The 26,926-nt window shown below is 66.3% G+C and carries 23 protein-coding genes; 11 read left to right on the top strand and 12 right to left on the bottom strand.

Annotated elements, in window-relative coordinates; genetic code table 11:
• Nucleotides 1-193: 193 nt before the first annotated feature.
• Nucleotides 194-1,225 (bottom strand): helix-turn-helix domain-containing protein, encoded by a 1,032-nt coding sequence (locus CA2_RS15300; RefSeq protein WP_174435624.1) that lies wholly within the window; start codon nt 1,223-1,225, stop codon nt 194-196.
• A 377-nt stretch (nt 1,226-1,602) separates the two neighbouring features.
• Between CA2_RS15300 and CA2_RS15295 the strand changes: the two genes are divergently transcribed.
• Nucleotides 1,603-2,397, top strand: coding sequence for a crotonase/enoyl-CoA hydratase family protein (locus CA2_RS15295; protein WP_042419282.1), 795 nt, complete (start codon nt 1,603-1,605; stop codon nt 2,395-2,397).
• Between the two features lie 30 nt (nt 2,398-2,427).
• Here CA2_RS15295 and CA2_RS15290 read toward each other — a convergent pair whose 3' ends face one another.
• Both CA2_RS15290 and argH read right to left on the bottom strand, forming a co-directional pair.
• Nucleotides 2,428-3,423 (bottom strand): Bug family tripartite tricarboxylate transporter substrate binding protein, encoded by a 996-nt coding sequence (locus CA2_RS15290; protein ID WP_052369963.1) that lies wholly within the window; start codon nt 3,421-3,423, stop codon nt 2,428-2,430.
• Nucleotides 3,424-3,640: 217 nt separating this feature from the next.
• Nucleotides 3,641-5,098 carry an argininosuccinate lyase gene (gene argH, locus CA2_RS15285; RefSeq protein ID WP_042419279.1) on the bottom strand — a complete coding sequence of 486 codons (1,458 nt, stop codon included), beginning with the start codon at nt 5,096-5,098 and terminating at the stop codon, nt 3,641-3,643.
• Nucleotides 5,099-5,270: 172 nt separating this feature from the next.
• Here argH and CA2_RS15280 point away from each other — a divergent pair, with 172 nt between their 5' ends.
• Together CA2_RS15280 and CA2_RS15275 are read left to right on the top strand one after the other, a co-directional pair.
• A complete protein-coding gene (locus CA2_RS15280) occupies nt 5,271-6,230 on the top strand; it encodes a sensor histidine kinase (protein WP_156106089.1) in 960 nt (319 codons plus the stop codon).
• Nucleotides 6,231-6,258: 28 nt separating this feature from the next.
• A complete protein-coding gene (locus CA2_RS15275; RefSeq protein WP_042419272.1) occupies nt 6,259-7,038 on the top strand; it encodes a LytR/AlgR family response regulator transcription factor in 780 nt (259 codons plus the stop codon).
• A gap of 83 nt (nt 7,039-7,121) precedes the next feature.
• On the opposite strand, the gene CA2_RS15270 is transcribed toward CA2_RS15275, so the two are convergent.
• From CA2_RS15270 to polA, 4 genes are all read right to left on the bottom strand, one after another.
• On the bottom strand, nt 7,122-7,946 hold the full coding sequence (locus tag CA2_RS15270; protein ID WP_042419270.1) for a ZIP family metal transporter: 825 nt from the start codon (nt 7,944-7,946) through the stop codon (nt 7,122-7,124).
• 169 nt (nt 7,947-8,115) lie between these two features.
• Entirely contained in the window at nt 8,116-8,424 is a 309-nt protein-coding gene (locus CA2_RS15265) for an AzlD domain-containing protein (protein WP_042419267.1), read from the bottom strand.
• Nucleotides 8,421-9,116, bottom strand: a complete 696-nt coding sequence (locus CA2_RS15260; protein WP_197022610.1) for an AzlC family ABC transporter permease — start codon at nt 9,114-9,116, stop codon at nt 8,421-8,423. Before CA2_RS15260 ends, CA2_RS15265 begins: the two co-directional genes overlap by 4 nt.
• Before the next feature lie 134 nt (nt 9,117-9,250).
• The gene (polA, locus tag CA2_RS15255) at nt 9,251-12,046 is read right to left on the bottom strand and encodes a DNA polymerase I (protein WP_042419263.1); all 2,796 of its coding nucleotides are present in this window, start codon (nt 12,044-12,046) and stop codon (nt 9,251-9,253) included.
• 137 nt (nt 12,047-12,183) lie between these two features.
• Between polA and CA2_RS15250 the strand changes: the two genes are divergently transcribed.
• The 3 genes from CA2_RS15250 (at nt 12,184) to CA2_RS15240 (ending at nt 14,512) form a co-directional block, all read left to right on the top strand.
• Nucleotides 12,184-12,519 carry a hypothetical protein gene (locus tag CA2_RS15250; RefSeq protein ID WP_042419288.1) on the top strand — a complete coding sequence of 112 codons (336 nt, stop codon included), beginning with the start codon at nt 12,184-12,186 and terminating at the stop codon, nt 12,517-12,519.
• A gap of 72 nt (nt 12,520-12,591) precedes the next feature.
• Nucleotides 12,592-13,563 (top strand): homoserine kinase, encoded by a 972-nt coding sequence (locus tag CA2_RS15245; protein WP_042419260.1) that lies wholly within the window; start codon nt 12,592-12,594, stop codon nt 13,561-13,563.
• A 106-nt stretch (nt 13,564-13,669) separates the two neighbouring features.
• Nucleotides 13,670-14,512, top strand: coding sequence for a BPSS1780 family membrane protein (locus CA2_RS15240; RefSeq protein WP_042419256.1), 843 nt, complete (start codon nt 13,670-13,672; stop codon nt 14,510-14,512).
• A gap of 61 nt (nt 14,513-14,573) precedes the next feature.
• On the opposite strand, the gene CA2_RS15235 is transcribed toward CA2_RS15240, so the two are convergent.
• From CA2_RS15235 to CA2_RS15225, 3 genes are all read right to left on the bottom strand, one after another.
• The gene (locus tag CA2_RS15235; RefSeq protein ID WP_042419254.1) at nt 14,574-15,671 is read right to left on the bottom strand and encodes an NAD(P)-dependent alcohol dehydrogenase; all 1,098 of its coding nucleotides are present in this window, start codon (nt 15,669-15,671) and stop codon (nt 14,574-14,576) included.
• Between the two features lie 120 nt (nt 15,672-15,791).
• Nucleotides 15,792-18,221, bottom strand: a complete 2,430-nt coding sequence (locus CA2_RS15230) for a UvrD-helicase domain-containing protein (RefSeq protein ID WP_042419251.1) — start codon at nt 18,219-18,221, stop codon at nt 15,792-15,794.
• 88 nt (nt 18,222-18,309) lie between these two features.
• Entirely contained in the window at nt 18,310-19,212 is a 903-nt protein-coding gene (locus tag CA2_RS15225; RefSeq protein ID WP_042419248.1) for a MurR/RpiR family transcriptional regulator, read from the bottom strand.
• 226 nt (nt 19,213-19,438) lie between these two features.
• Here CA2_RS15225 and CA2_RS15220 point away from each other — a divergent pair, with 226 nt between their 5' ends.
• The 4 genes from CA2_RS15220 to CA2_RS15205 all read left to right on the top strand — a co-directional run bounded on the left by CA2_RS15220 (nt 19,439) and on the right by CA2_RS15205 (nt 24,231).
• Entirely contained in the window at nt 19,439-20,623 is a 1,185-nt protein-coding gene (locus CA2_RS15220) for a M20 family metallopeptidase (RefSeq protein WP_042419244.1), read from the top strand.
• Between the two features lie 100 nt (nt 20,624-20,723).
• Nucleotides 20,724-21,713: a Bug family tripartite tricarboxylate transporter substrate binding protein gene (locus CA2_RS15215; protein WP_042419240.1), complete on the top strand. Its 990-nt coding sequence runs from the start codon at nt 20,724-20,726 to the stop codon at nt 21,711-21,713.
• Between the two features lie 264 nt (nt 21,714-21,977).
• Complete coding sequence (locus tag CA2_RS15210) at nt 21,978-22,955, top strand: GMP reductase (RefSeq protein ID WP_042419237.1); 978 nt, start codon at nt 21,978-21,980, stop codon at nt 22,953-22,955.
• Nucleotides 22,956-23,175: 220 nt separating this feature from the next.
• Complete coding sequence (locus CA2_RS15205) at nt 23,176-24,231, top strand: porin (protein ID WP_042419234.1); 1,056 nt, start codon at nt 23,176-23,178, stop codon at nt 24,229-24,231.
• 268 nt (nt 24,232-24,499) lie between these two features.
• Here the strand turns inward: CA2_RS15205 and CA2_RS15200 are convergent, their stop codons facing one another.
• Nucleotides 24,500-25,891, bottom strand: a complete 1,392-nt coding sequence (locus CA2_RS15200) for an aminotransferase-like domain-containing protein (protein WP_042419285.1) — start codon at nt 25,889-25,891, stop codon at nt 24,500-24,502.
• A gap of 177 nt (nt 25,892-26,068) precedes the next feature.
• On the opposite strand from CA2_RS15200, the gene CA2_RS15195 reads away from it, so the two are divergent.
• Nucleotides 26,069-26,305: a hypothetical protein gene (locus tag CA2_RS15195; RefSeq protein ID WP_042419231.1), complete on the top strand. Its 237-nt coding sequence runs from the start codon at nt 26,069-26,071 to the stop codon at nt 26,303-26,305.
• 190 nt (nt 26,306-26,495) lie between these two features.
• On the opposite strand, the gene CA2_RS15190 is transcribed toward CA2_RS15195, so the two are convergent.
• A partial coding sequence (locus CA2_RS15190) for an electron transfer flavoprotein subunit alpha/FixB family protein (protein WP_042419228.1) occupies nt 26,496-26,926 on the bottom strand: 431 nt, incomplete at its 5' end.

The following is a 26,926-nucleotide window of genomic DNA, read 5'->3' as shown; positions in this document are numbered from 1 at the left end:
TGCGGCGTCACCTGGCTGATCTGGACCGCCTGTGCCGCCCAGGGAATGCCTGCGACCAGCCCCAGCGCCCACCCCCACCTTTTGCTCCAACGTCCTTGCAACACCTGATGCTCCCTCAAAACGATAAAAATTGCGCACAGCGTAGCACCAAGCCGGTGCACGGCCGCGCACATGCCGGCATCGGGTGGCCTCTTCAGGCCAGTTGGCGCTGTGCGGCGCGGTAGGCGCCGGGCGTCATGCCCGTCCAGTGCCGAAAGGCGCGGTGAAACACCGCGACGGAGCTGAAACCCAGCGCATAGGCGATTTCACCCAGCGCCACCTCGCCGCGTGCCAATTGCAGGATGGCCAGGTCGCGGCGCAGATCGTCCTTGATGCCCTGGAAGGACAGCCCCTCCTGGCGCAGCTTGCGGATCAAGGTGCGCGACGACATGTGCAGGCGCGCGGCCACATCCTCCAGGCTGCGGCCCAGTTCCATGTACAGCAGCTCGCGCACCTTCAGCCGCAACGCATGCTCGTGGTAGGCGGTGAAGATCCAGTCCCGGGGGGCCCGCACCAGGAAGGCCCGCACCTCGGTGCGGCTGCGCACGGGCCGGGCCTTGCCCAGCTCGGCCGCGAACACGATCTGCGAATGCGCGGCGTCGAACACCACCGGCGCCGGGAACAGCACCGCATAGTCGGCTGCAAACACGGGCGGGGCAAAGGCAAAGCCCACCTGCTGCACCGGCACCTCGCGCCCGACCAGCCAGGAGACGATGCCATGGGTCAGCTTGAGCATCAGCGCATGGCCGAAGCGATTCAGCCCGGCCGCAGGGCTGCGCGCCACCAGTGCCAGGCACAGCGTGGTGCCCGCGTCGTGCAGCTGCAGCCGGTAGTCATCGAGCAACAGGTTCCAGAACTGCGTGAAGCGGTACAGCGCCACCTGGATGCTGGGCGCATCCAGCACCGCCCGCATGATGTATTTGAGGGCGCCGGCGCGCACCGGGCGACTCCACAAACCCATCATCTCGTCGCCCGTGGCGGCGGCACTGCGCTGGTACAGGCCGACGCACTGGTCATGCGTCAGCCGTGCCCCGGGGCGGCCAAGGAAGGCCTTAACGATGCCCGCCTGCTTGAGGCAGTCGTCGAGCAGCGGCTCCGGACACAGCCGCTGCAAGCTGTCCAGCCAGTCCTGCACCAGCTCCAGCGACACCGTGGCCGCAACAGCAGCCCCTTGACGGGATTCCATGGCTTGCCCTCTTCTTGTCAGTTTTTGCACATTACCCGGCGCGATTGGTGATTGGAAGCTCCACCGCTGCTGCCTATGCTGGAGGCATGTGAGATCCAGTTGTCCCCTGGCCCGTGATCTGCAAATCGCATCTCTCTCATCCATCCTAGTGCATACAACCTGCAAATGTTGCGATCTTCACACACAGCGTGGCACACCCACCTCAGTCACCCAGGAACATGGCGACTGCGGTGGTGCAAGCCTGCGCCTGCAGTGAATGGCGTGATTCGCATGTGCATGACACCGGTATGGCTGCAAGACCCGCACACCCCGCCCGTCGCCATGCCAGCACCCGGCCGCGACGCCGTCTTCTCCCGCAGCCCTCAAGGAGCATTTCCATGACCGAACCCCTCGTGTTGACGTCCGAGCAAGGCCCCATCGGCATCCTCACCCTGAACATGGCCCACAAGCGCAACGCGCTGAACGAGGAGGCGATTGCCGCGATCGATGCCTACTTCTCGGCCGTGCCCGCACACATCCGTGCCATCGTGCTGATGGCCCGGGGCGAGCATTTCTGCGCGGGCCTGGACCTGAAGGAACACCATGCCAAGGCGCGCAGCGGCGTCGAGTTCATGCGCGTGTGCCAGGGCTGGCACCGCGCGTTCGACAAGATCCAGCACGGCGGCATTCCCGTCATCGCCTGCCTGCAGGGGGCGGTGGTCGGCGGGGGCCTGGAGCTGGCCAGCGCGGCCCATGTGCGCGTGGCCGACAGCAGCACCTTCTTTGCCCTGCCCGAGGGCACGCGCGGCATTTTCACCGGCGGCGGCGCCACGGTGCGCACGGCACGCATCATTTCCGCGCCGCGCATGGTGGAGATGATGCTCACCGGCCGCGTCCTGGATGCCCAGGAAGGTCGCCAACTGGGTCTGACCCACTATGTCTGCGACACCGCCCAGGGTGACACCCCGGCACCGGATCTGGCGTTGCAGCTGGCCGAGAAAATTGCCGGCAACGCGCCGCTGTCCAACTACGCCATCGTCAGCGCCATCAGCCGGATTGCCGACATGTCCGCCACGGACGGGCTCTTCACCGAAGGACTGGTGATGGCCATGATCCAGCAGGGGCACGACGTGCAGCAGCGCCTGGGCGATTTCGTGCACAAGAAGGCGCACAAAGTGCAACTGCAGCGCTGACCGCAGTCCACCCCGGGCTGGTGTCCCGCCTTACTGGGGCTGGAAGCCGCTGTCCTGGATGATGCGCTTCCAGACCGCGGTGTAGGCCTTCTCGCGCTGCGCCAGCTGCTCGGGCCCCATGGCATCGACCACCAGGCCGATCGCCTCGAGTTGCTGGCGGATGGCGGGCTCCTGCACGCTGTCCGCCAGGGCCTTGGCGAACTGCTGGATGAACGCTGCAGGCACACCCTTGGGGGCATAGATGCCGTAGTAGGGCATGTCCTCCAGGCCCTTGAGCCCCAGTTCGCTGAACGTCGGCACCTCGGGCAACAGGGGCTGGCGGCGCCCGCCCAGCACGGCCAGCACGCGCAGCTTGCCCTCCTTGTGGTAGTGCACGAAGTCCTGCACCGAGCCAATCCCGGCCTCGATCTGCCGGCCCAGCATGTCGCCAATCATGGGCGCACTGCCCTTGTAGGGCACGGATTGCAGGTCCAGGTCGTAGCGCTGTGCCAGCTGCTTGACCAGGAACTCGGGCGTGGAGGCTGGCGCGGGAATGCCCACGGCGCTGCGCCCGTGCGAGCTCTTGCGCACCCACTTCAGGTACTCCTCGAAGCTGCGGGCCGGATGCAGTCCCGAGACAGCGAAGGTGTTGACGAAGGAGGCAAAGCCCCCCACCGGCTCGAAGTCCGCCGCCGGATCGAAGCCCGCATGGCGCACCACCTGCGGCAGGATGGAAATGCTGTGGTCGTGGGTGAGGAACAGCGTGCTGCCATCGGGCACCGAGGTCTTGAGCTGCTGCGCGGCAATCTGCCCGCCGGCACCAGGCTTGTTCTCGATGATGACGGTGCGCCCCAGGCGGCGGCCCAGAGGCTCCTGCAACAGGCGGGCGATCACGTCCGTGCCACCGCCGGGCGGAAAGCCCACCAGGATGCGCAGGGGTTTTTCGGAGGCCCACGACCATCGCCATCCGGCCACGCTGGCGGCAGCCAGCACTGCGGCTTGCGGCGCAGTTTGGACCAGGAAGCGACGACGGGATGCGTGGGTCACGAATTTCTCCAACAATCAAAAACAGAAAAAGCCATACACGGCCATCTGCGAGCTTATCAGCCCCCAGCCCGCCGACAGCTTCAAAATTGGATAGCTTTTGGCGAGGTAGCGCATCGCTGCGCACCGCATTAGCCTTGCGGCCCCCAAAAAAAGGGACGCGGCTGCGTCCCTTGTGCGGTGGATGGACTCGGCCCGCCCAGGCCGGGTGGCTGGCTGCTTACGCCAGGCGTGCGCGGTGCTTGGCCAGCTGGATGCGCACTTGTGCAGGGGCGGTGCCGCCCAGGGTGTTGCGCGCGTTCAGCGAGCCTTCCAGGCTCAGCACGTCAAACACGTCGGCCTGCACATTCGAGTTGAAGGACTGCAGCTCGGCCAGGGGCAACTCGCTCAGGTCCACACCCTTGGCCGTTGCCAGCTTCACGGCATGTGCCACGGTTTCGTGGGCGTCACGGAAGGGCAGGCCCTTCTTCACCAGGTAGTCGGCCAGATCGGTGGCCGTGGCATAGCCCTTGAGTGCCGCGGCGCGCATGTTGGCAGCGTTCACGGTGATGCCGCCTTCCTTGGCGCCGGTCACCGGATTGATCTGGCCGCCGATCATTTCGGCAAAGATGCGCAGCGTGTCCTTCAGCGTATCGACGGTGTCGAACAGCGGTTCCTTGTCTTCCTGGTTGTCCTTGTTGTAGGCCAGGGGCTGACCCTTCATCAGGGTGATCAGGCCCATCAGGTGGCCCACCACACGACCGGTCTTGCCGCGCGCCAGCTCGGGCACGTCGGGGTTCTTCTTCTGCGGCATGATGGACGAACCGGTGGTGAAGCGGTCGGCGATCTTGATGAAGCCGAAGTTCTGGCTCATCCACACGATCAGCTCTTCCGACAGGCGCGAGACGTGCACCATGCACAGGCTGGCCGCCGCGGTGAATTCGATGGCGAAGTCGCGGTCGGACACGCCGTCCAGCGAGTTCTGGCTCACGCCTTCCATGCCCAGGGTCTTGGCCACGCGCTCGCGGTCCAGCGGGTAGGTAGTACCGGCCAGGGCGGCCGAGCCCAGGGGCAGCACGTTGACGCGCTTGCGAACGTCCAGCATGCGCTCGGCGTCGCGCTTGAACATTTCCACATAGGCCAGCATATGGTGGCCGAAGCTCACGGGCTGGGCCACTTGTAGGTGGGTGAAACCGGGCAGGATCACGTCCACGTTCTGTTCGGCCACTTCCACCAGCGACAGCTGCAGCTCCTTCAGCAGGCCTTCGATCAGATCGATCTCGTCGCGCAGCCACAGGCGCACATCGGTGGCCACCTGGTCGTTGCGGCTGCGGCCGGTGTGCAGGCGCTTGCCGGCATCGCCGACCAGGGCCGTCAGGCGCGCCTCGATGTTCAGGTGCACGTCTTCCAGGTCCAGCTTCCACTCGAACGCACCGGACTCGATCTCTTGCTGGATCTGCGCCATGCCCTTCTGGATGGCGGCGTAATCGTCCTGACCGATCACGCCCTGGGCTGCCAGCATTTCCGCGTGCGCCAGGCTGCCGGTGATGTCGGCCTTCCACATGCGCTGGTCGAAGAACACGCTCGAGGTGTAGCGCTTGACCAGATCGCTCATGGGCTCGGAAAACAACGCGGACCACGCCTGCGCCTTGGTGTCGAGTTGGTTGTGGGAGGGCTGCGTGGTGGTGTTATCAGACATGGGAGGGCAGAATTTCCGGTTACGACAGACACCCGGAACACCCGGATGCCCTATGCACAAGCCTGAAATTTTATCGAGCCAATCACCTTCCTCCGAATCCGCAGAAGGGACAACCCCTCAGCCTACTGCAGCGCTGCCGGTTCTGATCTTCGATGCGTGCCATCTGGGGGTGGTGCTGCGCGCCGTGCTGGGCGTGGAGCTGGTGCTCGCCCTGGCCGCGCTCTACCAAGGGGCCAACGGCTGGGAGTGGCTGCTGCAGATGGCCTGGCTGACCAGTGGCGGCCTGCCGGGCACGCTGGTGTGGCTGCTGATGGCCTGCAGCCTCAAGCGCGTGCTGCACCGCATGGAAGGCCCGCACCAGTACGCGATCGGCATCGTGCTGGGCATGGTGGCCGGCCTCTACGCCACGGCCATGCTGGCGATCAACGGCGACGTGGCGCACCTGCACTGGCTGGCGAACGCCATCTCCGGCGGCGTGATGGCCGCCGTGCTGGTCGGCTACCTGGTGCTGCGCGCCGAGGGCCGCACCCCGGCGGCCACCAAGGCACAGTTGACCGCGCTGCAGGCCCACATTCGCCCGCACTTCCTGTTCAACGCCCTCAACAGCGCGATCGCCCTGGTGCGTGAGCACCCGGGCAAGGCCGAGCGCCTGCTGCAGGACCTGAGCGACCTGTTCCGCGCCACCTTGCGGGACCCCCGCAGCAAGATCGCCCTGTCGGAAGAGATTGAGCTGGCGCAACGCTACCTCGACATCGAGCAAATACGCTTCGGCGATCGGCTGCAGGTGCACTGGGACCTGGACCCTGCGGCGCTCGACGCCCACCTGCCGCCGCTGCTGTTGCAGCCCTTGGTGGAAAACGCCGTCAAACATGGGGTAGAACCCTCTGAAATTGGCGCAAAAGTAACAATCTCCGCGCAACTCACTCAGAAAAAATTCATTTTGTTACGCGTCACCAATACACTGAATCCGTCCCGACGCCTCGGCGACAAGGCCACTGCACCACAGGGCCAGGGCATGGCCCTGAAGAACGTGGAACGGCGACTGCGCCTGCTGCACGACGTGCAGGCCAGCTTCAGCGCCACGCGCAAGGAAGGCCGTTTCGAAGTTTTGATATCTCTACCGCTCAGTTAAGAAGTACATAACCATCCGGAGATAAGAGATGCACATCCTCATCGTTGATGATGAACTGCTGGCCCGCAACCGGTTGCGGGTGCTGCTGAGTGAAAGCGAAGACCCCTCCGCGCCGTTCACCATTGAAGAAGCTGCCAACGTTGCCCAGGCGCTGGAGTTTGTGCACCGCAGCCCCTTGCCGTTGGACCTGGTGCTGCTCGACATCCAGATGCCCGGCCCCGACGGCATGGTGCTGGCGCAGACCCTGCGCAACCTGCCCAAGCCCCCGGCCATCGTCTTCGTCACGGCCCATTCCATGTACGCCGCCAGCGCCTTCGAGGTGGAAGCGATCGACTACCTGACCAAGCCCGTGCGCCTGGAGCGCCTGCAGCAGGCCATTGCCAAGCTGCGCCGCATCCGTGCCCTCGAAGGCTCGCCAAGCAGCAGCGAATCTGCCCCGGCGCTGGTGATCCGCGACCGTGGCCGTGCCGAGCGCGTACCCCTGCACCAGGTCGTCTACCTCAAGGCCGAGCAGAAATACGTCACCGTGCGCACCGCCTCGCGCACCTACATCCTCGACAACTCCTTGAGCGAGCTGGAGCAGCGCTACTCCGGCCAGTTCCTGCGCCTGCACCGCAACGCCCTGGTCAACCCCAGCCAGATGCGGATGCTGGAGAAGCAGTACACCGACGAGGAAGGCGAATGCTGGGCCATGCGCCTGCACAGCGTGCCCGAGATGCTGCAGGTGTCGCGCCGCCAGCTGTCGGCCGTGCGCTCCGTGCTGCAGGGCACGCGCCGCCCCGAACACCAGCAGACGGAACCGGCATGAGCCAGTGAGCACTGCCGCCGCAAAAAAGGCACCGTACGGTGCCTTTTTTGTTGGGGGGGAAAGCGCTCTGGTGTGCGCACGGCTCAGTGGCCGTGGCCGCCGTGCGCCAGTCCGCTGACCGCGGTGACCAGCACGATGCCGGTCAACAGCCAGGCCACCTGCACCAGCGACTCGCGGGCCGACAAGCGCTTTTGCAGCTGCGGGATCAAGTCGGACAGGGCCACATACACAAAGCTGCTGGAGGCCACCACCAGGAAGTAGGGCTGCCAGGTTTCCAGGTGGCCCAGCAGGAAGTAGCCGGTCAGCCCGCCCAGCGCCGTGACCGCACCGGCCAGCGACACCTTGAACAGCGCCAGATTGCGGTGGGCGCTGTTGCGCAGCACCACCAGATCGCCGATGTGGTGCGGCACCTCGTGCGCCATCACCGACACGGCGGCAATCAGGCCAAGGCGGATGTCGGCGACAAAGGCCGAGGCAATCAGGATGCCATCGCCAAAGCAGTGCACGCTGTCACCGGTCAGCAGCGACCAGCCGCTGCTCTTGGCATGGTGGTGGTGCCCCGTGTGCCCGGGGTGGGCGTGGGTGTGGTCATGCACATGGTGCTCATGCTCGTGGGCATGCTCATGGCCGTGGTGCCACAGCTCGGCCTTGGTCAGCAGGAAGAAGAACACAACGCCGATCAGCAGCGTCATGAACAGATCCTGGGCGCTGGCCTCGCTGTTGAAGGCTTCGGGCAGCAGGTGCATGAAGGCCGTGGCCAGCAAGGCACCGGCGGCCAGGCTGAGCAGGCCTTGCTGCGCGCGGCTGCTGGCGCGCTGGCCGAAACCGGCTTGCAAAAGAAAGTTAGCCACCCAAACGCTGCCGATGCCGGAAGCCAGGGTGGCCACGATGATGGCGACCAATGTCATAACAACTGTTTTCTTTCAGGGCGGTGGCCCGAACTGCTTCGCATTTTCGCTAAAGACGCGGCGGCTTGCTGCGCCGCTGCGCGCTGACTGAGTCGTCAGCGGGGCTGCTTGCGCGCCCGCTTCAACCCCATGACGTTCCAGCGTACACAAGCTGTCAAGCCCCCCGCCGTCAGCCCGCCAGCCAGCGCACCATGGCGGCGCTGACCGCCCCCAGCACCACCACCAGCAAAAAGGGGGCGCGCAGCCACAGGGCTAGGGCGGCCACGCCCAGAGCGGCCAGCCGCGCATCCAGCACCAGCGTCTGGCCGTGCGAGAAGGTGTTCATCACCGTCAGGGCGGCCAGCAGGGCCACCGTCATGCAGGCCGCCACCTGGGTCATGCGCGGGTTGTGCAAGAAACGCGCCGGCACGGCATAGCCCAGTAGCTTGGTCAGCAGCGCGGCGGCGCTGGCCAGTACGATCCAGTGCCACAGGCTCATGCGGGCCTCCCATCCTGCTGCAGGCGCGCGCTGCGCCACCAGCCCCAGGCGGCACCGACCAGGGCCGCCAGCAAGATCGGCAGGCCCGGCGGCAGCAGGGGCACGGCCAGGGCCGTGACCACGCCGCACAGCACGGCCAGGGCCACGGGTTCGCGCTGCTGCAGGCGCGGCCACAGCAGGCCCAGGAAGGCGGCAACGGCCGCACCGTCCAGCCCCCACTGGCGCGGGTCGCCCAGGGCATCGCCCAGCAGGGCCCCGCACAGGGTGAAGGCATTCCACAGCACGAACACGCCGACGCCGGCGGTCCAGAAGCCGCGCTGCTGCTCGGCTGCATCGATCTGGCCGGACGCGGTGGCAGCCGACTCGTCGATGGTCAGGTGGGCGGCCAGCCACTTGCGCCAGCCCCGGGGCTGCAGCAATCGGTTCATCTGCATGCCGTAGACGGCGTTGCGCACGCCCAGCAAGGTGGCCGCGCCGACCGCGGCCGAGCCAGCGCCCCCGCCCGCGATCACGCCGATGAAGGCGAACTGCGAGCCGCCGGTGAACATCAGCGCGCTCAGCGCCAGCGCCTGCCAGACATGCAGGCCTGCCGCCACGGCCAGGGCCCCGAACGAGATGCCATACAGCCCCGTCGCCACAGAAATCGACAGCCCCATGCGCACGGCGGGCGTCAGTGCAAAGCCAGTTGACACGGCATTCCTTGGATTGGTTTTCAGGAGCACTCAGCGCATGCATTTCAAGCCTTTCAGCCACAAAAGTGGCTGAAAGGCTGAATTGACATGCGCCTGCCGCTCTCTTTTTAAAGGCATCGACGGGGATGCCCCACTCAGTGCGCCTGCTCCCAGTTCGGGCCAAAGCCGATCTCGGCCAGCAGCGGCACGGACAGATCGGCCACGCCGGCCATGAGGGCGGGGATTTCGGCCTGCACCCAGTCGCGCGCGGCCACCGGCAGCTCGAACACCAGTTCGTCGTGCACCTGCATGATGACCTGCACCTCGGGGCGCTCGGCATCCAGCCGGGCCTGCACGGCCACCATGGCCTTCTTGATCAGGTCGGCCGCCGTGCCCTGCATGGGCGCGTTGATGGCGGCGCGCTCGGCCGCCTTCTTGCGCGGGCCGCTGCCGCCGTTGATCTCGGGCAGGTACAGGCGCCGGCCGAAAACGGTCTCCACATAGCCCTGGGCATGGGCCAGCTCCACGGTCTGCTCCATGTAGCGCTTCACGCCGGGGTAGCGCTGGAAGTACTTGTCGATGTAGGCCGCAGCGGCCTTGGTCTCTATCCCTAAGTTCTTGGCCAGGCCGAAGCTGCTCATGCCGTAGATCAGGCCGAAGTTGATGACCTTGGCATAACGGCGCTGCTCGCTGCTGACCTGGTCCACGGCCACGCCGAAGACTTCGGCCGCCGTGGCGCGGTGCACGTCCAGGCCATCGCGGAAGGCGCGCAGCAGGGCCTCGTCACCGCTCAGGTGGGCCATGATGCGCAGCTCGATCTGCGAGTAGTCGGCGCTGGCGATCAGCTTGCCCTCGGGCGCCACAAAGGCCTCGCGCACGCGGCGGCCCTCGGGCGTGCGCACGGGGATGTTCTGCAGGTTGGGGTCGTTGCTGGACAGGCGCCCGGTCACGGCCACGGCCTGGGCGTAGTGGGTGTGCACGCGGCCAGTGCGCGGCAGCGCCATCTGCGCCAGCTTGTCGGTGTAGGTGCCCTTGAGCTTGGACAGGCTGCGGTGCTCCAGCAGCTTGGCGGGCAGGGGGTAATCCTCGGCCAGCTTTTCCAGCACCTCCTCGTCGGTGCTGCGCGCGCCAGTGGCGGTCTTCTTGACCACCGGCAGGCCCAGCTTGTCGAAGAAGATCTCGCCCAACTGCTTGGGGCTGGCCAGGTTGAAGGGCTGGCCAGCGATTTCATAGGCCTCGTTTTCCAGCTGCAGGATGCGCGCGCCCAGGTCGTTGCTCTGGCGCGCCAGCGCCCCGGCGTCGATGCGCACACCGTTGCGCTCGATGCGGAACAGCGCCTCGCTGGTCGCCATCTCCAGCTCGTAGATGTGGCGCAGCTTGGCATCGGCCTCCAGCTGCGGCCACAGCACGCCGTGCACATCCAGCGTCTGGTCGGAATCTTCGCAGCTGTACGCCGCCGCCTTGTCCACGGACACCTGGGCAAACGGAATCTGGTTCTTGCCCTTGCCGCACAGGTCCTCGTAGCTGATGCCGGTGCGGTTCACATGGCGCAGCGCCAGGCTGCCCAGGTTGTGCGGGCGGTGCACTTCCAGCACATAGGACTGCAGCATGGTGTCGTGCGCATAGCCGCGCACGGTGATGCCGTGGTTGGCAAACACATGCTGGTCGTACTTGACGTGCTGGCCCAGCTTTTTCTTGCTTGCGTCCTCCAGCCAGGGCTGGAGCTGCGCCAGCACCCAGTCCAGCGGCAGTTGCTGGGGCACGTCCATGCCCTCGTGGCGCAGCGGGATGTAGGCCGCCTCGCCCACCTGCACGCTCAGGGAGATGCCGACGATCTGCGCCTGCATCTCGTCCAGCGAATCGGTTTCGGTGTCGATGGCCGTCAGCGCCGCTGCGTGGATCTTGGCCAGCCACAGCTGGAACTGCTCCTCGGTCAGGATGGTGGTGTAGACCACCTCGCGCTGCTGGGCGGCCACGGCCAGCTCGGTGGCGGCCGCATCGTCGGCGTCAAACAGCCCGCCCTGGGCACTGGCAGGTGCGACCTCCGGCGCTTCTGAAGCAGGAGCACCCAGCGCCCGTGCCAAGCCCTTGAAGCCATATTTCTCATAGAAAGGCCGCAGGCCCTCGGTGTCCGGCGCATCCAGGGTGATGTCGTCCAGCGCCGGCAGGCCCGGCACATGGGCGCTCAGGTCGCAGTCGGTCTTCATGGTCACCAGCTGGCGGCTCAGCGCCAGCTGGCCGCTGGCGATGGCATCGCGCAGGTTCTGGCCCGCCACGCCCTTGATGGCGTCGGCGTGGGCAATCAGGTTGTCCAGGGTGCCGTATTCCTCCAGCCACTTGGCGGCCGTCTTGGGTCCGACCTTGGTCACACCGGGTACGTTGTCCACGGTGTCGCCGACCAGGGCCTGGTAGTCCACCATCAGCGACGGCGGCACACCGAACTCGGCCGTCACGCCGGCCACGTCGCGCTTCTTGCCATTCATGGTGTCGATGATGGTCACGCGCTCGTTGACCAGCTGGCTCAGGTCCTTGTCGCCGCTGGAGACGATGACGTCAATGCCCTGCGCCGCCGCCAGCTGCGCCAACGTGGCGATCACATCGTCGGCCTCCACGCCGGGCACGGTCAGCACCTTCCAGCCCAGCAGGTCCACCACCTCGTGGATGGGGGCGATCTGGCTGCGCAGATCGTCGGGCATGGGCGAGCGCGTGGCCTTGTACTGGTCGTACATGGCGTCGCGGAAGGTCGGGCCCGAGGCATCGAACACGCAGACGGCGTAATCGGCCGCCACATCCTTGCGCAGCGACTGCATCATGTTCACCATGCCGCGGATGGCCCCGGTGGCCGGGCTGCTGGGGTCCCCGGGCACGGCCCGCAGGTCGGGCATGGCATGGTAGGCGCGGTACAGATAGCTGGAGCCGTCGACCAGCACCAATGTCTTGGAATTGCTCATGGCGGGAATTGTGCCTGTCGCCAGGGCCGGCGGGAACGGACATGGTCTTGCCCAGCGCCAGGGCCTGCCCGCAGCTGTCCCCGGCGCCGGTGCGCAGGCTGCACATGCACCGGGGCAACAACGCCTACAATTTGGGCATGCGCGCCGCCACCCTCCTCCTCACCTCGCTCCTGACCGCCGCCCCCGTGCTGGCCCAGGCCAATGGCGAAAACTCGCCCCAACCCAATGCTCAATCACCCCAACAGCTGCAAAATGCAGAGCAAAAGGGTGACAAGGGCAACCAACGCATCGAACGCATCCGCGTCGAGGATGGTGGCAGCCGCGTGGATGAACTGCGCGTCGGCGGCGAAACCAAGAGCATTACCGTGCAACCCAAGGTGGGTAATCTGCCCGCCTACGAGGTCGACCCCAAGAACAACGAAGGCACCGACGGCACCAACGGCCGCCGGGTCTGGCGCGCACTGCAGTTCTGAGCGGACCCCGCGTCCACTGCCCCACCACCGCCCATGGCGGTGGTGGGATGTTCCCTTTCTACATCCTGAGCGATGGCTGTTTTTACCGAAGTCTCTGACAAAGACGCGCGCGACCTGCTGCGCCGCGTTCCCCTGGGCCAATTGACCGAGTTGCGTGGCATTCAAGGCGGCATTGAAAATACCAACTACTTCCTGACGACCGATCAAGGAGAGTGGGTACTGACTTTGTTCGAGCGCTTGACGGCCGAACAGCTGCCCTTCTACCTGCACCTGATGAAGCACCTGGCCCACAAGGGCATCCCGGTGCCCGACCCGCAGGCCGATGCCAAGAGCGGCGACATCCTGCACAAGGTCTGCGGCAAACCCGCCGCCATCGTGCAGAAGCTGCGCGGCAAGAGCCAGCTGCAGCCCCAGCCCGTGCACTGCGCCGCCGTGGGCGAAATGCTCGCCAAAATGCACCTGGCCGGCCGCGACTACGCGCGCGAGCAGCCCAACCTGCGCGGCCTGGCCTGGTGGAACCAGACCGTGCCCGTGGTCCTGCCCCACCTGGAAAGCGGCGCGGCCGAGCTGCTGCAGGCCGAACTGGCCTTCCAGAACCACACGGCGGCCTCGAGCGCCTACCGCGCCCTGCCACGCGGCCCGGTGCACGCCGACCTGTTCCGCGACAACGTGATGTTCGACGGCGAGCAGCTCACCGGCTTCTTCGACTTCTACTTCGCCGGCACCGACACCTTCCTGTTCGACCTGTGCGTGTGCCTGAATGACTGGTGCATCGACCATGCCAGCGGCGCCCACCGCGCCGACAACGCCCAGGCCATGCTGCAGGCCTACCAGGCCGTGCGCCCGCTGGAAGCGGCCGAGCGCCAGCTGTTCAACGCCATGCTGCGGGCCGGCGCGCTGCGCTTCTGGATCTCGCGCCTGTGGGACTTCTACCTGCCGCGCGAAGCCTCCATGCTGGTGCCGCACGACCCCACGCACTTCGAGCGCGTGCTGCGCCAGCGCGTGGCCTACCCCGTGGACCTGGGCAGCGCCGCCCCACACTGAGCCCTGCACGATCAGCCCCACGGACTGCTGCGCCGCAGCCGTGGGGTACAGTTGTGCGCATGCCGGGCGCCCAGCCCGCAGCCGCACCTTCCTGCGCCCCACAGACATGAAACTCCACATCGTTCCCGCCAGCACCGGCCTGCAATGGGTCAAGCTTGGCATGCAAACCTTCTGGCGCCAGCCCATGGCACTGACGGCCCTGCTGTTCCTCAGCATGGCGGCCGTCTCCTTGCTGGGCATGCTGCCGGTGATCGGGTCCTACCTGGCGCTGATCCTGATGCCCACCGTGTTCCTGGTGATGATGCTGGGCGCCGCCGAGGCCTCGCAGGACCGCATCCCCCGCCCCAGCCTGATCCTGGCGCCGTTTCGCAGCGGCCAGTCGCGCATCCAGGCGCTGGCCATCCTGGGCCTGTTCTACATGCTGGGCATCCTGCTGATCGTCAGCCTGACCTCGCTGTTCGACGACGGCAGCCTGGCGCGCCTGTCGCTGAGCAACGATCCCATCACCCCCGAAGTAGCCGAGGAACTGGTGCAGCAACCGGGCTTCCAGATCGCGCTGTGGAGCGGCTTCGTGCTCTACAACCTGCTGGCCATGCTGATGTGGCACGCCCCGGCGCTGGTGCAGTGGCACGGCGTCTCGCCCGTCAAGGCGGTGTTCTTCAGCGTCGTGGCCTGCGTGCGCAACTTCCGCGCCTTCTTCATGTACGCCCTGGGCTGGCTGGGCCTGGCGATCGCTGCGGGCCTGGTCCTGTCCCTGGTGACGCTGGTGCTGTCGCTGCTGCTGGGCTCGGCCGTGGCCCTGGTAGCCAACATCCTGACCATCATGCTGGGCATGGGCCTGGTCACCATGTTCCTGACCTCGGCCGTGTTCACCTTCCGCGACTGCTTCTCGCCGCCCGACGGCGAACGCAGCCTGCACGTGGACGACGTGACCTACGACTACAAGTAAGCGGGCAGAGCACGCATGAAAAAGGGACGCCGAGGCGTCCCTTTTTTGCTGGCAGCCCCGCTCAGGGCTTGATGGCGATCTTCAGCACCCCATCGCGCTGGTGCGCAAACAGGTCGTAGGCCTCGACGATGTCATCCAGCTTGCGCTGGTGCGTGACCAGCACGCCCAGGTCCAGGCGTTGGGCGGCAATCACGTTCATCAGTCGGCGCATGCGCTCCTTGCCGCCAGGGCACAGGGCCGTGCGGATGGTGTGGTCGCCCAGGCCCGCGGCAAACTGCGCCAGCGGGATGGACAGGTCTTCCGAGTACACGCCCAGGCTGGACAGCGTGCCGCCGGGCTTGAGCACCTTCATGGCCTGGGCAAACGTGGTCTGCGTGCCCAGGGCCTCGATGGAGCTGTCCGCACCCTTCCCGCCGGTGAGCTTCATCACCTCGTCCACGATGTCCACGTTGCGGAAGTTCAGCATCACATCGGCGCCCATCTTCTTGGCGATGCCCAGGCGGTGGTCGTTGCCATCGACGGCGATGATGGTGGTCGCGCCCAGCAGGCGCGCGCCGGCCGTGGCGCACAGACCGATGGGGCCCTGGGCCAGCACCACCACGGTGTCACCGATCTTGATGTTGGCGTTCTCCGCCCCCTTGAAGCCCGTGGACATGATGTCCGGACACATCAGCACCTGCTCGTCGGTCAGGCCATCGGGGATGGGGGCCAGATTGGCCTGGGCGTCGGGCACCAGCACGTACTCGGCCTGGGTGCCGTCGATCAGGTTGCCAAAGCGCCAGCCGGCCGTGGCCTTGTAACCGTGGCAGCCGCACAGGCCGCGCGCCACCAGGTAGCTGCCGTCCTGGCTGGGGTAGCCGTCCTGGGCCGCATAGCTGTTGAAGTTGGGGCAGATGGCCCCGGCGATCACGCGCTGGCCCTCGGTGTAGCCCTGCACGGCACTGCCCAGCTTCTCGATCACACCCACCGGCTCGTGGCCCACGGTCAGGCCCTGGGCCACCGGGTACTCCCCCTTGAGGATGTGCACGTCGGTGCCGCAGATGGTGGTGGTGGTGATGCGGACCAGCGCATCATTGGGACCCACGTCGGGGACGGGTTTCTCGACAATCTCGATCCGGCCTTTGTCGATAAAGGCGGCGGCTTTCATCATCCGTGCCATGCTGTGCTCCTCATTCCAAATGAAAACACACTGCGCGGAGGGCAAGGCTTCCGCGCAACCCACACCCCAACTGTCCAAGGTGAAGCTGGGTTATGCCATGACTTGCATCAAGACCCGGGCCTAATCCACCACGGTCAGCTTGGCAATCGCCAGTGCCAGCCACTTGGTGCCATGGCGCGGGAAGTTGATCTGCGCACGCGCATCGTCGCCCGTGCCTTCCACCGCCAGCACCTTGCCCTCGCCAAACTTGGTGTGGAACACCGTCTTACCCTTGACGATGCCGTGGCCCGGCACCGCTTTTTGCACCGGCACCGGCGGGCTGGCAAAGATTTCCGGCCCCTTGGGCGTATAAGTTCCAAATTGGCCTCTGGCGCCCGACTGCCAAGCGCCACCAGCTGCGCTTTTGGGAGCAAAACTGCCAAAACCACCCTTGGCGCTGAGCCATTTGAGCGAGGCCTCGGGCAGCTCGTCGATGAAGCGGCTGGGCAGATTGAAGGTGGTGCGCCCGTGCAGCATGCGGCTTTGCGAGTGGCTCAGGTACAGGCGCTTGCGCGCGCGGGTGATGGCCACGTACATCAGGCGGCGCTCCTCCTCCAGGCCGCCGCGGTCGCTCATGGCGTTCTCGTGGGGGAACAGGCCCTCTTCCAGCCCGCCGATGAAGACCACGTCGAACTCCAGGCCCTTGCTGGCGTGCACCGTCATCAGCTGCACCGCGTCCTGGCCGGCCTGGGCCTGGTTGTCCCCGGCCTCCAGGGCGGCGTGCACCAGAAAGGCTTGCAGCGGCGACAGGGTCTCGCCCGTCTCCACGTCGGTGCCCCCCAGCGGCAGGTCCAGCAGCGGCCGCGCCGTGTCCACGCCCTGGCTGGCCAGGCTCTGCGTCAGCGGCGCCCCGGTTTCGTCGACGGGCAGGGCCACCGCATCCTTGCCAAAGCCTTCCTGGGTCACAAAGCTCTCGGCCGCGTTCACCAGTTCCTTCAAGTTCTCGATGCGGTCCTGGCCTTCCTTGTCGCTCAGGTAGAAGTCCACCAGGCCGCTGACCTCCAACATCCGCTCGATGGTCTGGCGCAGCGTCTTGCCCTGGGTCTCCTCGCGCAGCACGTCGATCTTGGCAACAAAGCCCTGCAGCTTGGTGCCCGCGGCCCCGCCCACGGCGGTGACCGCATCGGACAGCGAGCAGCCCGCGGCGCGCGCCGTTTCCTGCAGCGTTTCCACGCTGCGCGCGCCAATGCCGCGCGCCGGGAAATTCACCACGCGCATGAAGCTGGTGTCGTCGTGCGGGTTCTCGATCAGGCGCAGGTAGGCCAGGGCGTGCTTCACCTCGGCCCGCTCGAAGAAGCGCATGCCGCCGTACACACGGTAGGGAATGCCGGCGTTGAACAGCTTGCTTTCGATCACCCGGCTTTGCGCATTGCTGCGGTACAGCACGGCGATCTCCTGGCGGCTGTAACCGTCGTTGCGCACCAGGTCCTTGATCTCGCCCACCATCCAGCTGGCCTCGTCCAGGTCGGTCGGGGCTTCCAGCACGCGCACCGGCTCGCCGGCGCCCTGGTCGGTGCGCAGGTTCTTGCCCAGGCGCTGGCTGTTGTGCTCGATCAGCGCGTTCGCGCTGTCCAGGATGTGGCCGTAGCTGCGGTAGTTCTGCTCCAGCTTGATCTGGTGCTGCACGTCGAACTCGCGCACGAAGTCGCTCATATTGCCCACGCGCGCGCCGCGGAAGGCATAAATGCTCTGGTCGTCATCGCCCACGGCCAGCACGCTGCTGGTGGACTGCATGTGGCCGTTCACCACCTCGCCCGCCAGCTGCTTGAGCCAGGCGTACTGCAGCTTGTTGGTGTCCTGGAACTCATCGACCAGGATGAAACGGAAGCGCCGCTGGTAGTGCGCGCGCAGCGCCGCGTCATCACGCAGCAGCTCGAAGCTGCGCAGCATCAGCTCGCCAAAATCCACCACGCCTTCGCGCTGGCACTGGTCCTCGTACAGCTGGTACAGCTCCACCTTCTTCTTGGTGTCCGGGTCCTGCGTGGGCACGTCGCGGGGGCGCATGCCCTCTTCCTTGCAGCCGGCGATGAACCAGCCCAGCTGCTTGGGCGGAAAGCGTTCCTCGTCCACGTTGTACTGCTTGCACAGGCGCTTGATGGCCGACAGCTGGTCCTGCGTGTCCAGGATCTGGAAGGTGGCGGGCAGGCCAGCCGCCACATGGTGGGCGCGCAGCAGGCGGTTGCACAGGCCGTGGAAGGTGCCGATCCACATGCCGCGCACGTTGTAGGGCAGCATGGCCGACAGGCGTGCCGTCATCTCCTTGGCGGCCTTGTTGGTGAAGGTCACGGCCAGGATGCCGCCGGGCGAGACCTGGCCGGTCTGCAGCAGCCAGGCGATGCGCGTGGTCAGCACGCGGGTCTTGCCCGAGCCCGCCCCCGCCAGCACCAGCGCGTGGCCAGCCGGCAGGGTCACCGCGGCCAGCTGCTCGGCATTGAGGCCCTGCAACAGGGGCGAATTCTGGGAAGGCGGGGTGCCGGGGGCGGCAGCATCGAGCAGGTCTAGCGGAAACATGCCCCCATTCTAAAAAACCAGAGCCCGCCAGCGGCCTGCAAGTGCTTTGCGTGCCGCAAAACCACGGCTTTCCGCGCCGGCACGGGGGTCACTTGCCCTTGGAACGCGCGGAACGGCGCGGCGATGGGCCTGCCGCGGCGCCTGCTTGTGCCTGCATCTTCGCCCACAGACTGTCGCGCTTTTGCAGCGATTGCGACACGCCGTCCTTGAGCTGCTGGGCCACGGCCGAGACCAGGGCATTGCACAGTGCAAAGGTCGCGGTGTACGAGTCGAAAGGCGAGGCATTGTGGGTGGACACCAGCAGGCTGTGCTGGGCATGGCGCACCACTGGAGCGGCCATGCTGTCGCAAATGCCCAACACCGTGGCCCCGCACTCCCGAAAATACCGGGCGGCCTGCAGCGTGTCCTGGGCATAGCGGCGGATCGAATAGGCAATCAGCACATCTTCCGGTGCCACCCACAGCAGGCGGTCCACCGGAAATGGGGCCCGGCTGCCGAGGTCGGCCACCCCAGGGCGGCAGATGTTCAGGTGCGTGGTCAAGTACATGGCCACCGGCGAGCTGTTTTCGCCAGCGACCACATAAATCCGGCCCTGGCACTGGCAGATGGCCTGCACCATGGCCTGGAAGGCCGCCATGTCCAGCTGCTGGAACGTGGCCTGTACGTTGTGCAAATCGTGCAGCACGGTGTCGTCCACACACTCGGACAGGCTGCGTTCACCGCCAATCGTGAAGTTGCTGCGCTGCGAGGGATTGGGCAGTGCCGCCGTCAGCTGGGTGCGCGCCTCACGCCGCACCTCGGCCATGCTGGGATAGCCCAATTTGGCAAAGAAGCGCACCACCGTCGGCGCGCTGGTTCCGGCCGCAGCCGCCATCACGCTGGCCGGGTCGAGCAGGCCTTCGGGGTAGCGCTGGCGCAGCGAGGCGGCCAGGTTGCGCTCACTCGCGGTGAGTGCATCGGCATACAGATCAATACGTTGCGGCAAAAACATAGGCAGCGGACTCAGGTCAAGGGAAAGAAATCGTGTGCACCCCGCCGGGCAACGGCGTGCATCCGGGGGATGGTCCTGCATGGCACGCCGCCAGGCAAGCCCGAACTGACCGGTCCATGCCCCATGCTTCACCGGCTTGCAATTCCTGACGACTTGTCGGAATAATGATTTTCCAATTTCACATAATTTTTATGATTATTGAAATTTTCATTTCATAAACATTGCCATGTCCCTCTCAACCGCGCCCTCTTCCCCCCCCTCCCCCGACGCCACAGCGGCCGCGCTGCAATGGCTGGCCGAACAGGCCAGCGCCATGCAGGAACTGCTGCAGCAAGTGGTGGATACCGACAGCGGCAGCGGCGATGTCGAAGGCGTACAGCGCGTGGCCGCATTGCTGCGCGCACGCCTGGAGGCCGCCGGCATTGCCGTCCAGACCCTGCCGGAGCCCGGCTGGGGCGAATGCCTGCTGGCCCGTGTCCCCGGCCACAACCCCGCAGCCACAGGCCATCTGCAGTTGATGGGGCACATGGACACGGTCTTCCCGCGTGGCACGGCGGCGCAACGCCCGTTCCGTGTCGAAGCCGGCCGGGCCTACGGCCCCGGCGTGGCCGACATGAAGTCCGGCTTGGTGATGAACGTGTTTGTGCTGGAGGCCCTGGCGCGCTTCGGGGGCAACGCGTCCCCGGTGCAGCTGTTCTTTTCCTGCGATGAAGAAGTCGGCTCCCCCGCCTGCCGCGGGCGCATCCGCGAAATCTCGCAGGGTGCACGCGCCGTGCTCAATGCCGAACCCGGCCGCATCAGCGGCAATGTCGTCAACGAGCGCAAGGGCTCGTACCGCATCGACTTTGAAGTCCAGGGTGTGGCCGCCCATGCCGGGGTCAATCCGCAGCAGGGCGCCAGCGCGATTGCCGCCCTGGCGCACAAGGTGCTTGCACTGCATGCGCTGACCGAGGCCCAGCCCGGACTGCATCTGAATGTCGGCTTCATCGAAGGGGGGATGGCCTCGAACGTGGTGGCACCGCTGGCCAAGGCCCACCTGGACATCCGCTACACCGCTGAAAATAATCTGGAGCATGCACTGGAGCAGGTGCGGGCCGTCATTGAAGCCGAGCACCTGCCCCGCACCCAAGGCCGCATCACCGCCATGACCGGCACCTTGCCGATGGCGCGCACCCCCGACGCCCTGCTGCAGGCCTACCGCCGCAGCGCGGCCCAGGTGGGCTTCGAGGTCGATGGTGAATTCACCGGGGGCGCGGCCGACAGCGGCATCACCTCCTCCATGGGCATCCCCTCGCTGTGCGCCGTGGGCCCGGTCGGTGGCTATCCCCACAGCGAGCGTGAATTCTGCGACCTGACTACCTTCGTGCCGCGCGCCCAGGCGCTGCTGCTGACGCTGCAGGCACTGGGTTGACACGTTGTTCCTCTCTCCCCTTCAGTGGCAGGCCCTTGTGCCGGCCGCTGAACCTGTTTGACCCTTGCCGGATTTCCGCATGCCTTCCTCCCACCACCCCATGACCACCCTCTCCCGACGCCACCTGCTGGGCGCTGGCCTGGCCCTGGCCGGCAGCACCACACTGCCAGCCCTGGCGCAGAGCGATAAATACCCCAGCCGGCCGATCACGCTGGTCGTGCCCTTCCCGCCCGGCGGCTCGGTGGACGTGATGGCGCGCATGTACAGCGACGCGCTGTCCCGCATCCTGGGCGTGCCCATGGTGATTGAGAACAAGCCGGGTGCCGGCGGCTCCATCGGCACGCAATACGTGGCCCGCGCCAAGCCCGATGGCTACACGCTGGTCGTGTCCTCGCAGAGCAGCCACCTGGCCAACCCCTTGGTGCAGCCCAACCTGGGCTACGACCCCATCAAGGACTTTGCCAACCTGGCCATGCTCGGCCGCCAGCCCAACGTCGTTGTCGTCCACCCCAGCCTGCCAGTGAAGAACATGCAGGAATTTGTGGCCTACCTCAAGGCGCGTCCGGGTCAGGTGAACTTCTGCAGCGCCGGTGCCGGCAGCATGGGCCAGCTCAATGCCGAGGCCATGCTGATGCAGTACGGCGTCCAGGCCATGCACATTCCCTACAAGGGTGGCTCGCCACTGATCACCGCCGTGCTGGCCAACGAAGTGCAGTTTGCGTTCGACAACCTGGTGATCTTCCTGGAACACATCAAGGCCGGCAAGCTGCGCGCACTCGCCGTGGCCGCGCCCGAGCGCCTGGCCCAGCTGCCCGATGTGCCCACCTTCGGCGAGCTGAACCAGCCCATGCTCAACCAGACGTCCTGGACCGGCATCGCCGCCCCGCAGAACGTGCCCGCGGACATCCAGGACATTCTGTTCAAGGCCATCCGCCAGGCCGCGACCGAGCCGGCCATGGTCAAGCAGTTGAATGACCGGGCCGTGATCGTCCCCGAAGACATGAAGCCCGCCGCCTTCGAGAAGATGATGGCCGACCGCCTGGTGGGCTACGGCGAAGTGGTGCGCCGCGCCAAGATCAAGCCGGAGTAAGCGCATGGAGCGTGCCGGCAGCCCCTGCTGAGCGCTGGCGGCACGCGCCACATTCGGTTTCCAATATACCCCCCATGCATTTCGGGGCAAGCAGCGAACCCGTGCGCCGGGTAGAATCAATCACCGGGCCCAAGTTTTTTGAGGTCCGGTTTTTTTTGCCCGCTGTCTGCCAGCGCCGCACAAACCGGTCTCCAAGCCAAGCGCCTACCCTCGAAAATTGAGGTGGGTGAGATTCCCACCGTGACCTTTCCGGAGCTTGGAACCATGGAAATCTTCGACTACGACAACATCCTGCTGCTGCCCCGCAAGTGCCGCGTGGAAAGCCGCTCGGAATGCGACGCCAGCGTGGAGCTGGGGGGCCGTACCTTCCGCCTGCCCGTCGTGCCCGCCAACATGAAGACCGTGCTGGACGAGAAGATCTGCAAATTCCTGGCGCAGCACGGCTACTTTTACGTGATGCACCGCTTTGACATCGACAACGTGGCCTTCACCAAGGCCATGCAGTCGCAGGGCCTGTACGCCTCGATCTCGCTGGGCGTCAAGCCTGCGGACTACGCCACCGTGGACCGCTTCGTCGCCGACGACATCTGCCCCGAGTACATCACCATCGACATCGCCCACGGCCATGCCGACAGCGTGAAGAACATGATCCAGTACCTGAAGGCCAAGATTCCCGACGCCTTCGTGATCGCCGGCAACGTGGCTACGCCCGAAGCCGTGATCGACCTGGAAGCCTGGGGCGCCGACGCCACCAAGGTGGGTGTGGGCCCCGGCAAGGTGTGCATCACCAAGCTCAAGACCGGTTTTGGCACGGGCGGCTGGCAGCTGTCGGCGCTGAAGTGGTGTGCCCGCGTGGCCACCAAGCCCATCATTGCCGACGGCGGCATCCGCAGCCACGGCGACATCGCCAAGAGCATCCGCTTCGGCGCCACCATGGTGATGATCGGTTCGCTGTTTGCCGGCCACGAGGAATCGCCCGGCAAGACCGTGGAAGTCGATGGCGAGCTGTTCAAGGAGTACTACGGCTCGGCCTCGGACTTCAACAAGGGCGAGTACAAGCACGTCGAAGGCAAGCGCATTCTGGAACCCGTGAAGGGCCCGCTGAAGAACACGCTGATCGAGATGGAGCAGGACGTGCAGTCCTCGATCAGCTACGCTGGTGGCACCAAGCTGATGGACATCCGCAAGGTCAACTACGTGATCCTGGGCGGTGACAACGCCGGTGAACACCTGCTGATGTAAGCCTGCGCGAGCACGCGCCCTCCCCCAAAAAGCTGCCCCTCCGGCAGCTTTTTTCATGCCTGCACGCCCACGGCCACCCCGTTGTGCGCCGCCGCAGGTCGACGGTCACGGCCAGGTAAACGGTGTGCAAACGTCTGCAACACTTTGTTGAATCCACGAACTTCCGCACGACAGCGAGCACCAACCCCGTGCAAGTCAATTTCTCGATTGGAGTTCCTGAATGAAGAAGAAAATCATGGTCACCCTGCCCCTGCTGGCGGTGGCTGCCACCGGCTCGGCCTTTGCACAGTCTTCCGTCACCCTGTTCGGTAACGTGGATGCTGCGGCCACGGTGGTCGATGGCCACAACACCTGGTCGGGCCTGAACTCTGGCGGCAACAAGGACAGCTATTTCGGCCTGCGCGGCGTCGAGGACCTGGGCGGTGGGCTGAAGGCCCAGTTCTGGCTGGAATCGGGCATCAACGCCGACACCGGCGCGGGCGACTCCGGCAGTGGCGTGGACTTCAAGCGTCGCGCCACCGTCGGCCTGATGGGCAACTTCGGTGAAGTGAACCTGGGCCGCGATGAAACAGCTGCCTATAAGACCATGAAGCGCTACGACGTGTTCCACCACGCCGGCATCGGCGGCTCGCAGGCCTGGGGTATCGGCAACAACGACGACAAGCGCAAGGACAACCTGATCGGCTATGTCTCGCCCAGCTTCGGCGGCGTGACCTTCTCGGCCAACTACGCCTTCGGCGAAACCAACCAGAGCACCTGGAAGACCAAGGCCTACTACGACGCAGCCGTGTCGTACGACCAGGGCCCCTGGTCCGCCAGCCTGGCGGCCGAGCAGCAGAACAACGTCGACTTCGGCGGCGCCAACATCCGCCAGCGCGCCTACGCCGTGGGCACCGGCTATGACTTCGGCAGCTTCAAGCTGCTGGGTGCGTACCGCCAGGCGCGCAACACGCCCGAGGGCCAGTCCACCGTGAAGAGCGAGACCTACACCCTGGGCGCCTCGGCCCCCGTGGGTGCGGCCGGCGTGGTCAAGGCGGCGTACAACCACTACCAGTACCAGCCCGTGGGCGTGGCCACCAAGCTCAAGGCCGACCAGCTGTCCCTGGGCTATGAGCACAACCTGTCCAAGCGCACCGCGGTCTACGGCACCTACGCGTTCCTGAAGAACAAGGACTACGACGCGGCCGTGGGCGGCATGAGCCTGGAGCCCGCCGCCCTGCTGAGCGACAGCGGCAAGCAGCAAGGCCTGCAAGTGGGCGTGCGCCACACCTTCTAAGGGGGGACCACCTGGTGGCGCAAGGGGCCTTGCGGGGCGCCTTGTCGCTACTCCAACCATAGCTTCTGGCGCAGGGCACACCTGCGCTGGAGGCTATTTTTGTTTGTAATGGACTGGTGTGGGGCTGGCAGTTGGGAGTGCACAGCGCCGTGCCCATACCCTCGGCCCCCGCACGCGGTGGGACAGACGTTGCACGGCGCCGCCAGCCACCGCCGGCCTCGGTGCTCAGCAGCGCCCACACAGCCGGCCGCATATGGGACCGGGCCCGCTACACCACTGCAGGGCTGAAGGGCTCGGGCCGGCGTGCCAGCAGGTCCGACAGCCGTTGCAGCCCGGCCTTCAGCCGGCCCCGGTCCTGGGTGCTGCCCAGAGAGATGCGGATGGCATTCACGGAGGCGCGGCCGGGGTCCCCGGTGGCAAAGGCTTGCGCGGGTGTGACGGCGATGCCCTCGCGCCCGGCCGCCTGCGCCAGCTGCGCGGAGCTCCAGTAGCCCGGCAACTCCAGCCAGACATGCAGGCCGTCGCCCGCGCCGCTGTAGCGCCCCGCCAGCACATCCCTGGCCATCCGGTGGCGCAGGCGCGCCTCCTGGCGCACGCCCGCCATCAAGCCCTGCGCCGAACCGTCCAGGATCCACTGCGTGGCCAGGGCGGCCGTCAACGGTGCGACCATCAGCGCAAACGACCGGAGCGCAACCAGGAAGCGCTCGCGCTCCTGCGGGTCGTGGATGCGCACGAAGGCGACCCGCAGGCCGGGGGTCAGGCACTTCGACAGGGTCGAGATGTAGATCACCTGCGCCGGCGCCCAGGTGGCAATCGGCGGCGGCGGGGCCTCGGCCAGCAGCCAGTAGGGGTCGTCCTCGACGATGCGCACCTGGCAGCGCTGGGCGATGCGGGCAATCTCCTGGCGCCGGGGCTGCGGCATGGTGATGGCCGTCGGGTTCTGCAAGGTCGGGTTGAGGTAGACCAGCTTGGACTGGTGCGCGCGGCAGGCTTGCTCCAGCGACTGCGGCAGCATGCCATGGTGGTCCGCGTCCACCGCCACAATGCGCCGCCCGAACTGGGTGGCGGCGGTGCGCAGGCCGGGGTAGCTGGCGGGCTCGGCCAGGATCACATCGCCAGGCGCCGTCAGCGCCAGGATCAGGGCCGCGATCGCTGCTTGCGCCCCCGGGCAGACCAGCACCTGCGCGGCCTCCAGCGGGCCAAACATCGGCGCCAGCCATTGCGCACCCGCCTGGCGGTCGGCGTCGCTGCCCCCGCCCAGGTGGTAGGTCATCAGCAGTGGCGCATCGGCCCGCATCAGCACCTGGGCCAGCCCTTGCCGGAGCAGGTCGCCGAAGTCCACGCCATCGGGCGGTGGCGGGGTGTTCATGCTCAGATCGAGGATGGGCGCCAGTTCGACCTTGGGCGCTGCCACGTAGGTGCCGCGGGCGCCGCGCCCCTCCAGCAGGTGGCGGCGCCGGGCTTCGTCGTAGGCGCGCGTGACCGTCGTCAGGTCCACGCCCAGCTGGGCGGCCAGGTGGCGCTGCGGCGGCAGGCGGTCACCGGGTTGCAGGGCGCCGGCCGCCACCGCCGCCTGCAGCGCATCGGCGATCTGCAGAAAACGTGGGCCGCCCTGCCGGGCCAATTGCGGCAACCAAGGGGGGGAAGAGTCCTCTTGCATGGTTTTCAACGCCGAGATGCGCGCGCGATGTATGGAAATTGCTTTTCAGTAGAGTATGTTGCACAGCCGGTAGCAACACGGTCTTTGCAGGGATTTTGCTGACCGTTGGGGCCTCCGCCTTCGGTGGCCGATCTCCCCACGGCAGACCGTGCCACGGCATAGCTTGGAAGTTTTCAAATGATCGATTGGGTCCCCGTAGTCTTCGTCACGTTCAAGGTAGGCATCTTTGTCACGTGCATGTTCTTCGCCATCAAGTGGCATTACGACCAGGGTAAGAAAAAAGGGGCGAGCCGGCGCGCCCTGCTGCTCACGGGCGGCAAGGTGGCCGCCCTCTTCATACTGGCCCTGCTGGGCGTGATGCTGTTCACCTTCACCCTGGCCAAAACGCTGGGCCTGGACCTGAGCCTGAACTGAGGCCCAGGCGGGGCGCGGGTGGCTGCCACCCAGCCCTCGCCCTTGCGGGCGCAGAGCGGCCCATGCGAACCCTGAGATTGCCCCAGGCCATAGGACCTTCCGCGCAAGCGCAGCGAGCGCGAGGCGCTATCAAAACAAAAGGAGCCACCTGGCTCCTTTTGTACGTTCGGCGCAGCCGCTGAAAAGTTCTTTACAGCTTGCCGGCCATCTCGGGCACGGCCGCAAACAGGTCGGCCTCCAGCCCATAGTCGGCCACCGAGAAGATCGGCGCCTCGGGGTCCTTGTTGATCGCCACGATCACCTTGGAGTCCTTCATGCCGGCCAGGTGCTGGATCGCACCCGAGATGCCCGCCGCGATGTACAGCTGGGGCGCCACAATCTTGCCGGTCTGGCCCACCTGCAGGTCATTGGGGGCGTAGCCCGCATCGACCGCCGCACGGCTGGCACCGATGGCGGCGCCCAGCTTGTCGGCCAGGGGGGTGATGACTTCGTTGAACTTCTCGGCGCTGCCCAGGGCACGGCCACCGGAGACGATGATCTTGGCGGCGGTCAGCTCGGGGCGGTCGCTCTTGGTGACTTCACGGCCCACGAAGGCGCTCTTGCCAGCGTCGGCCACGGCGG

Origin of the sequence: Comamonas aquatica NBRC 14918 (assembly GCF_000739875.1) — a bacterium.
GTDB lineage: Bacteria > Pseudomonadota > Gammaproteobacteria > Burkholderiales > Burkholderiaceae_C > Comamonas > Comamonas aquatica.
Note: the sequence above shows the minus strand (reverse complement) of the source record. Positions and strands in the feature narration are given on the sequence as shown.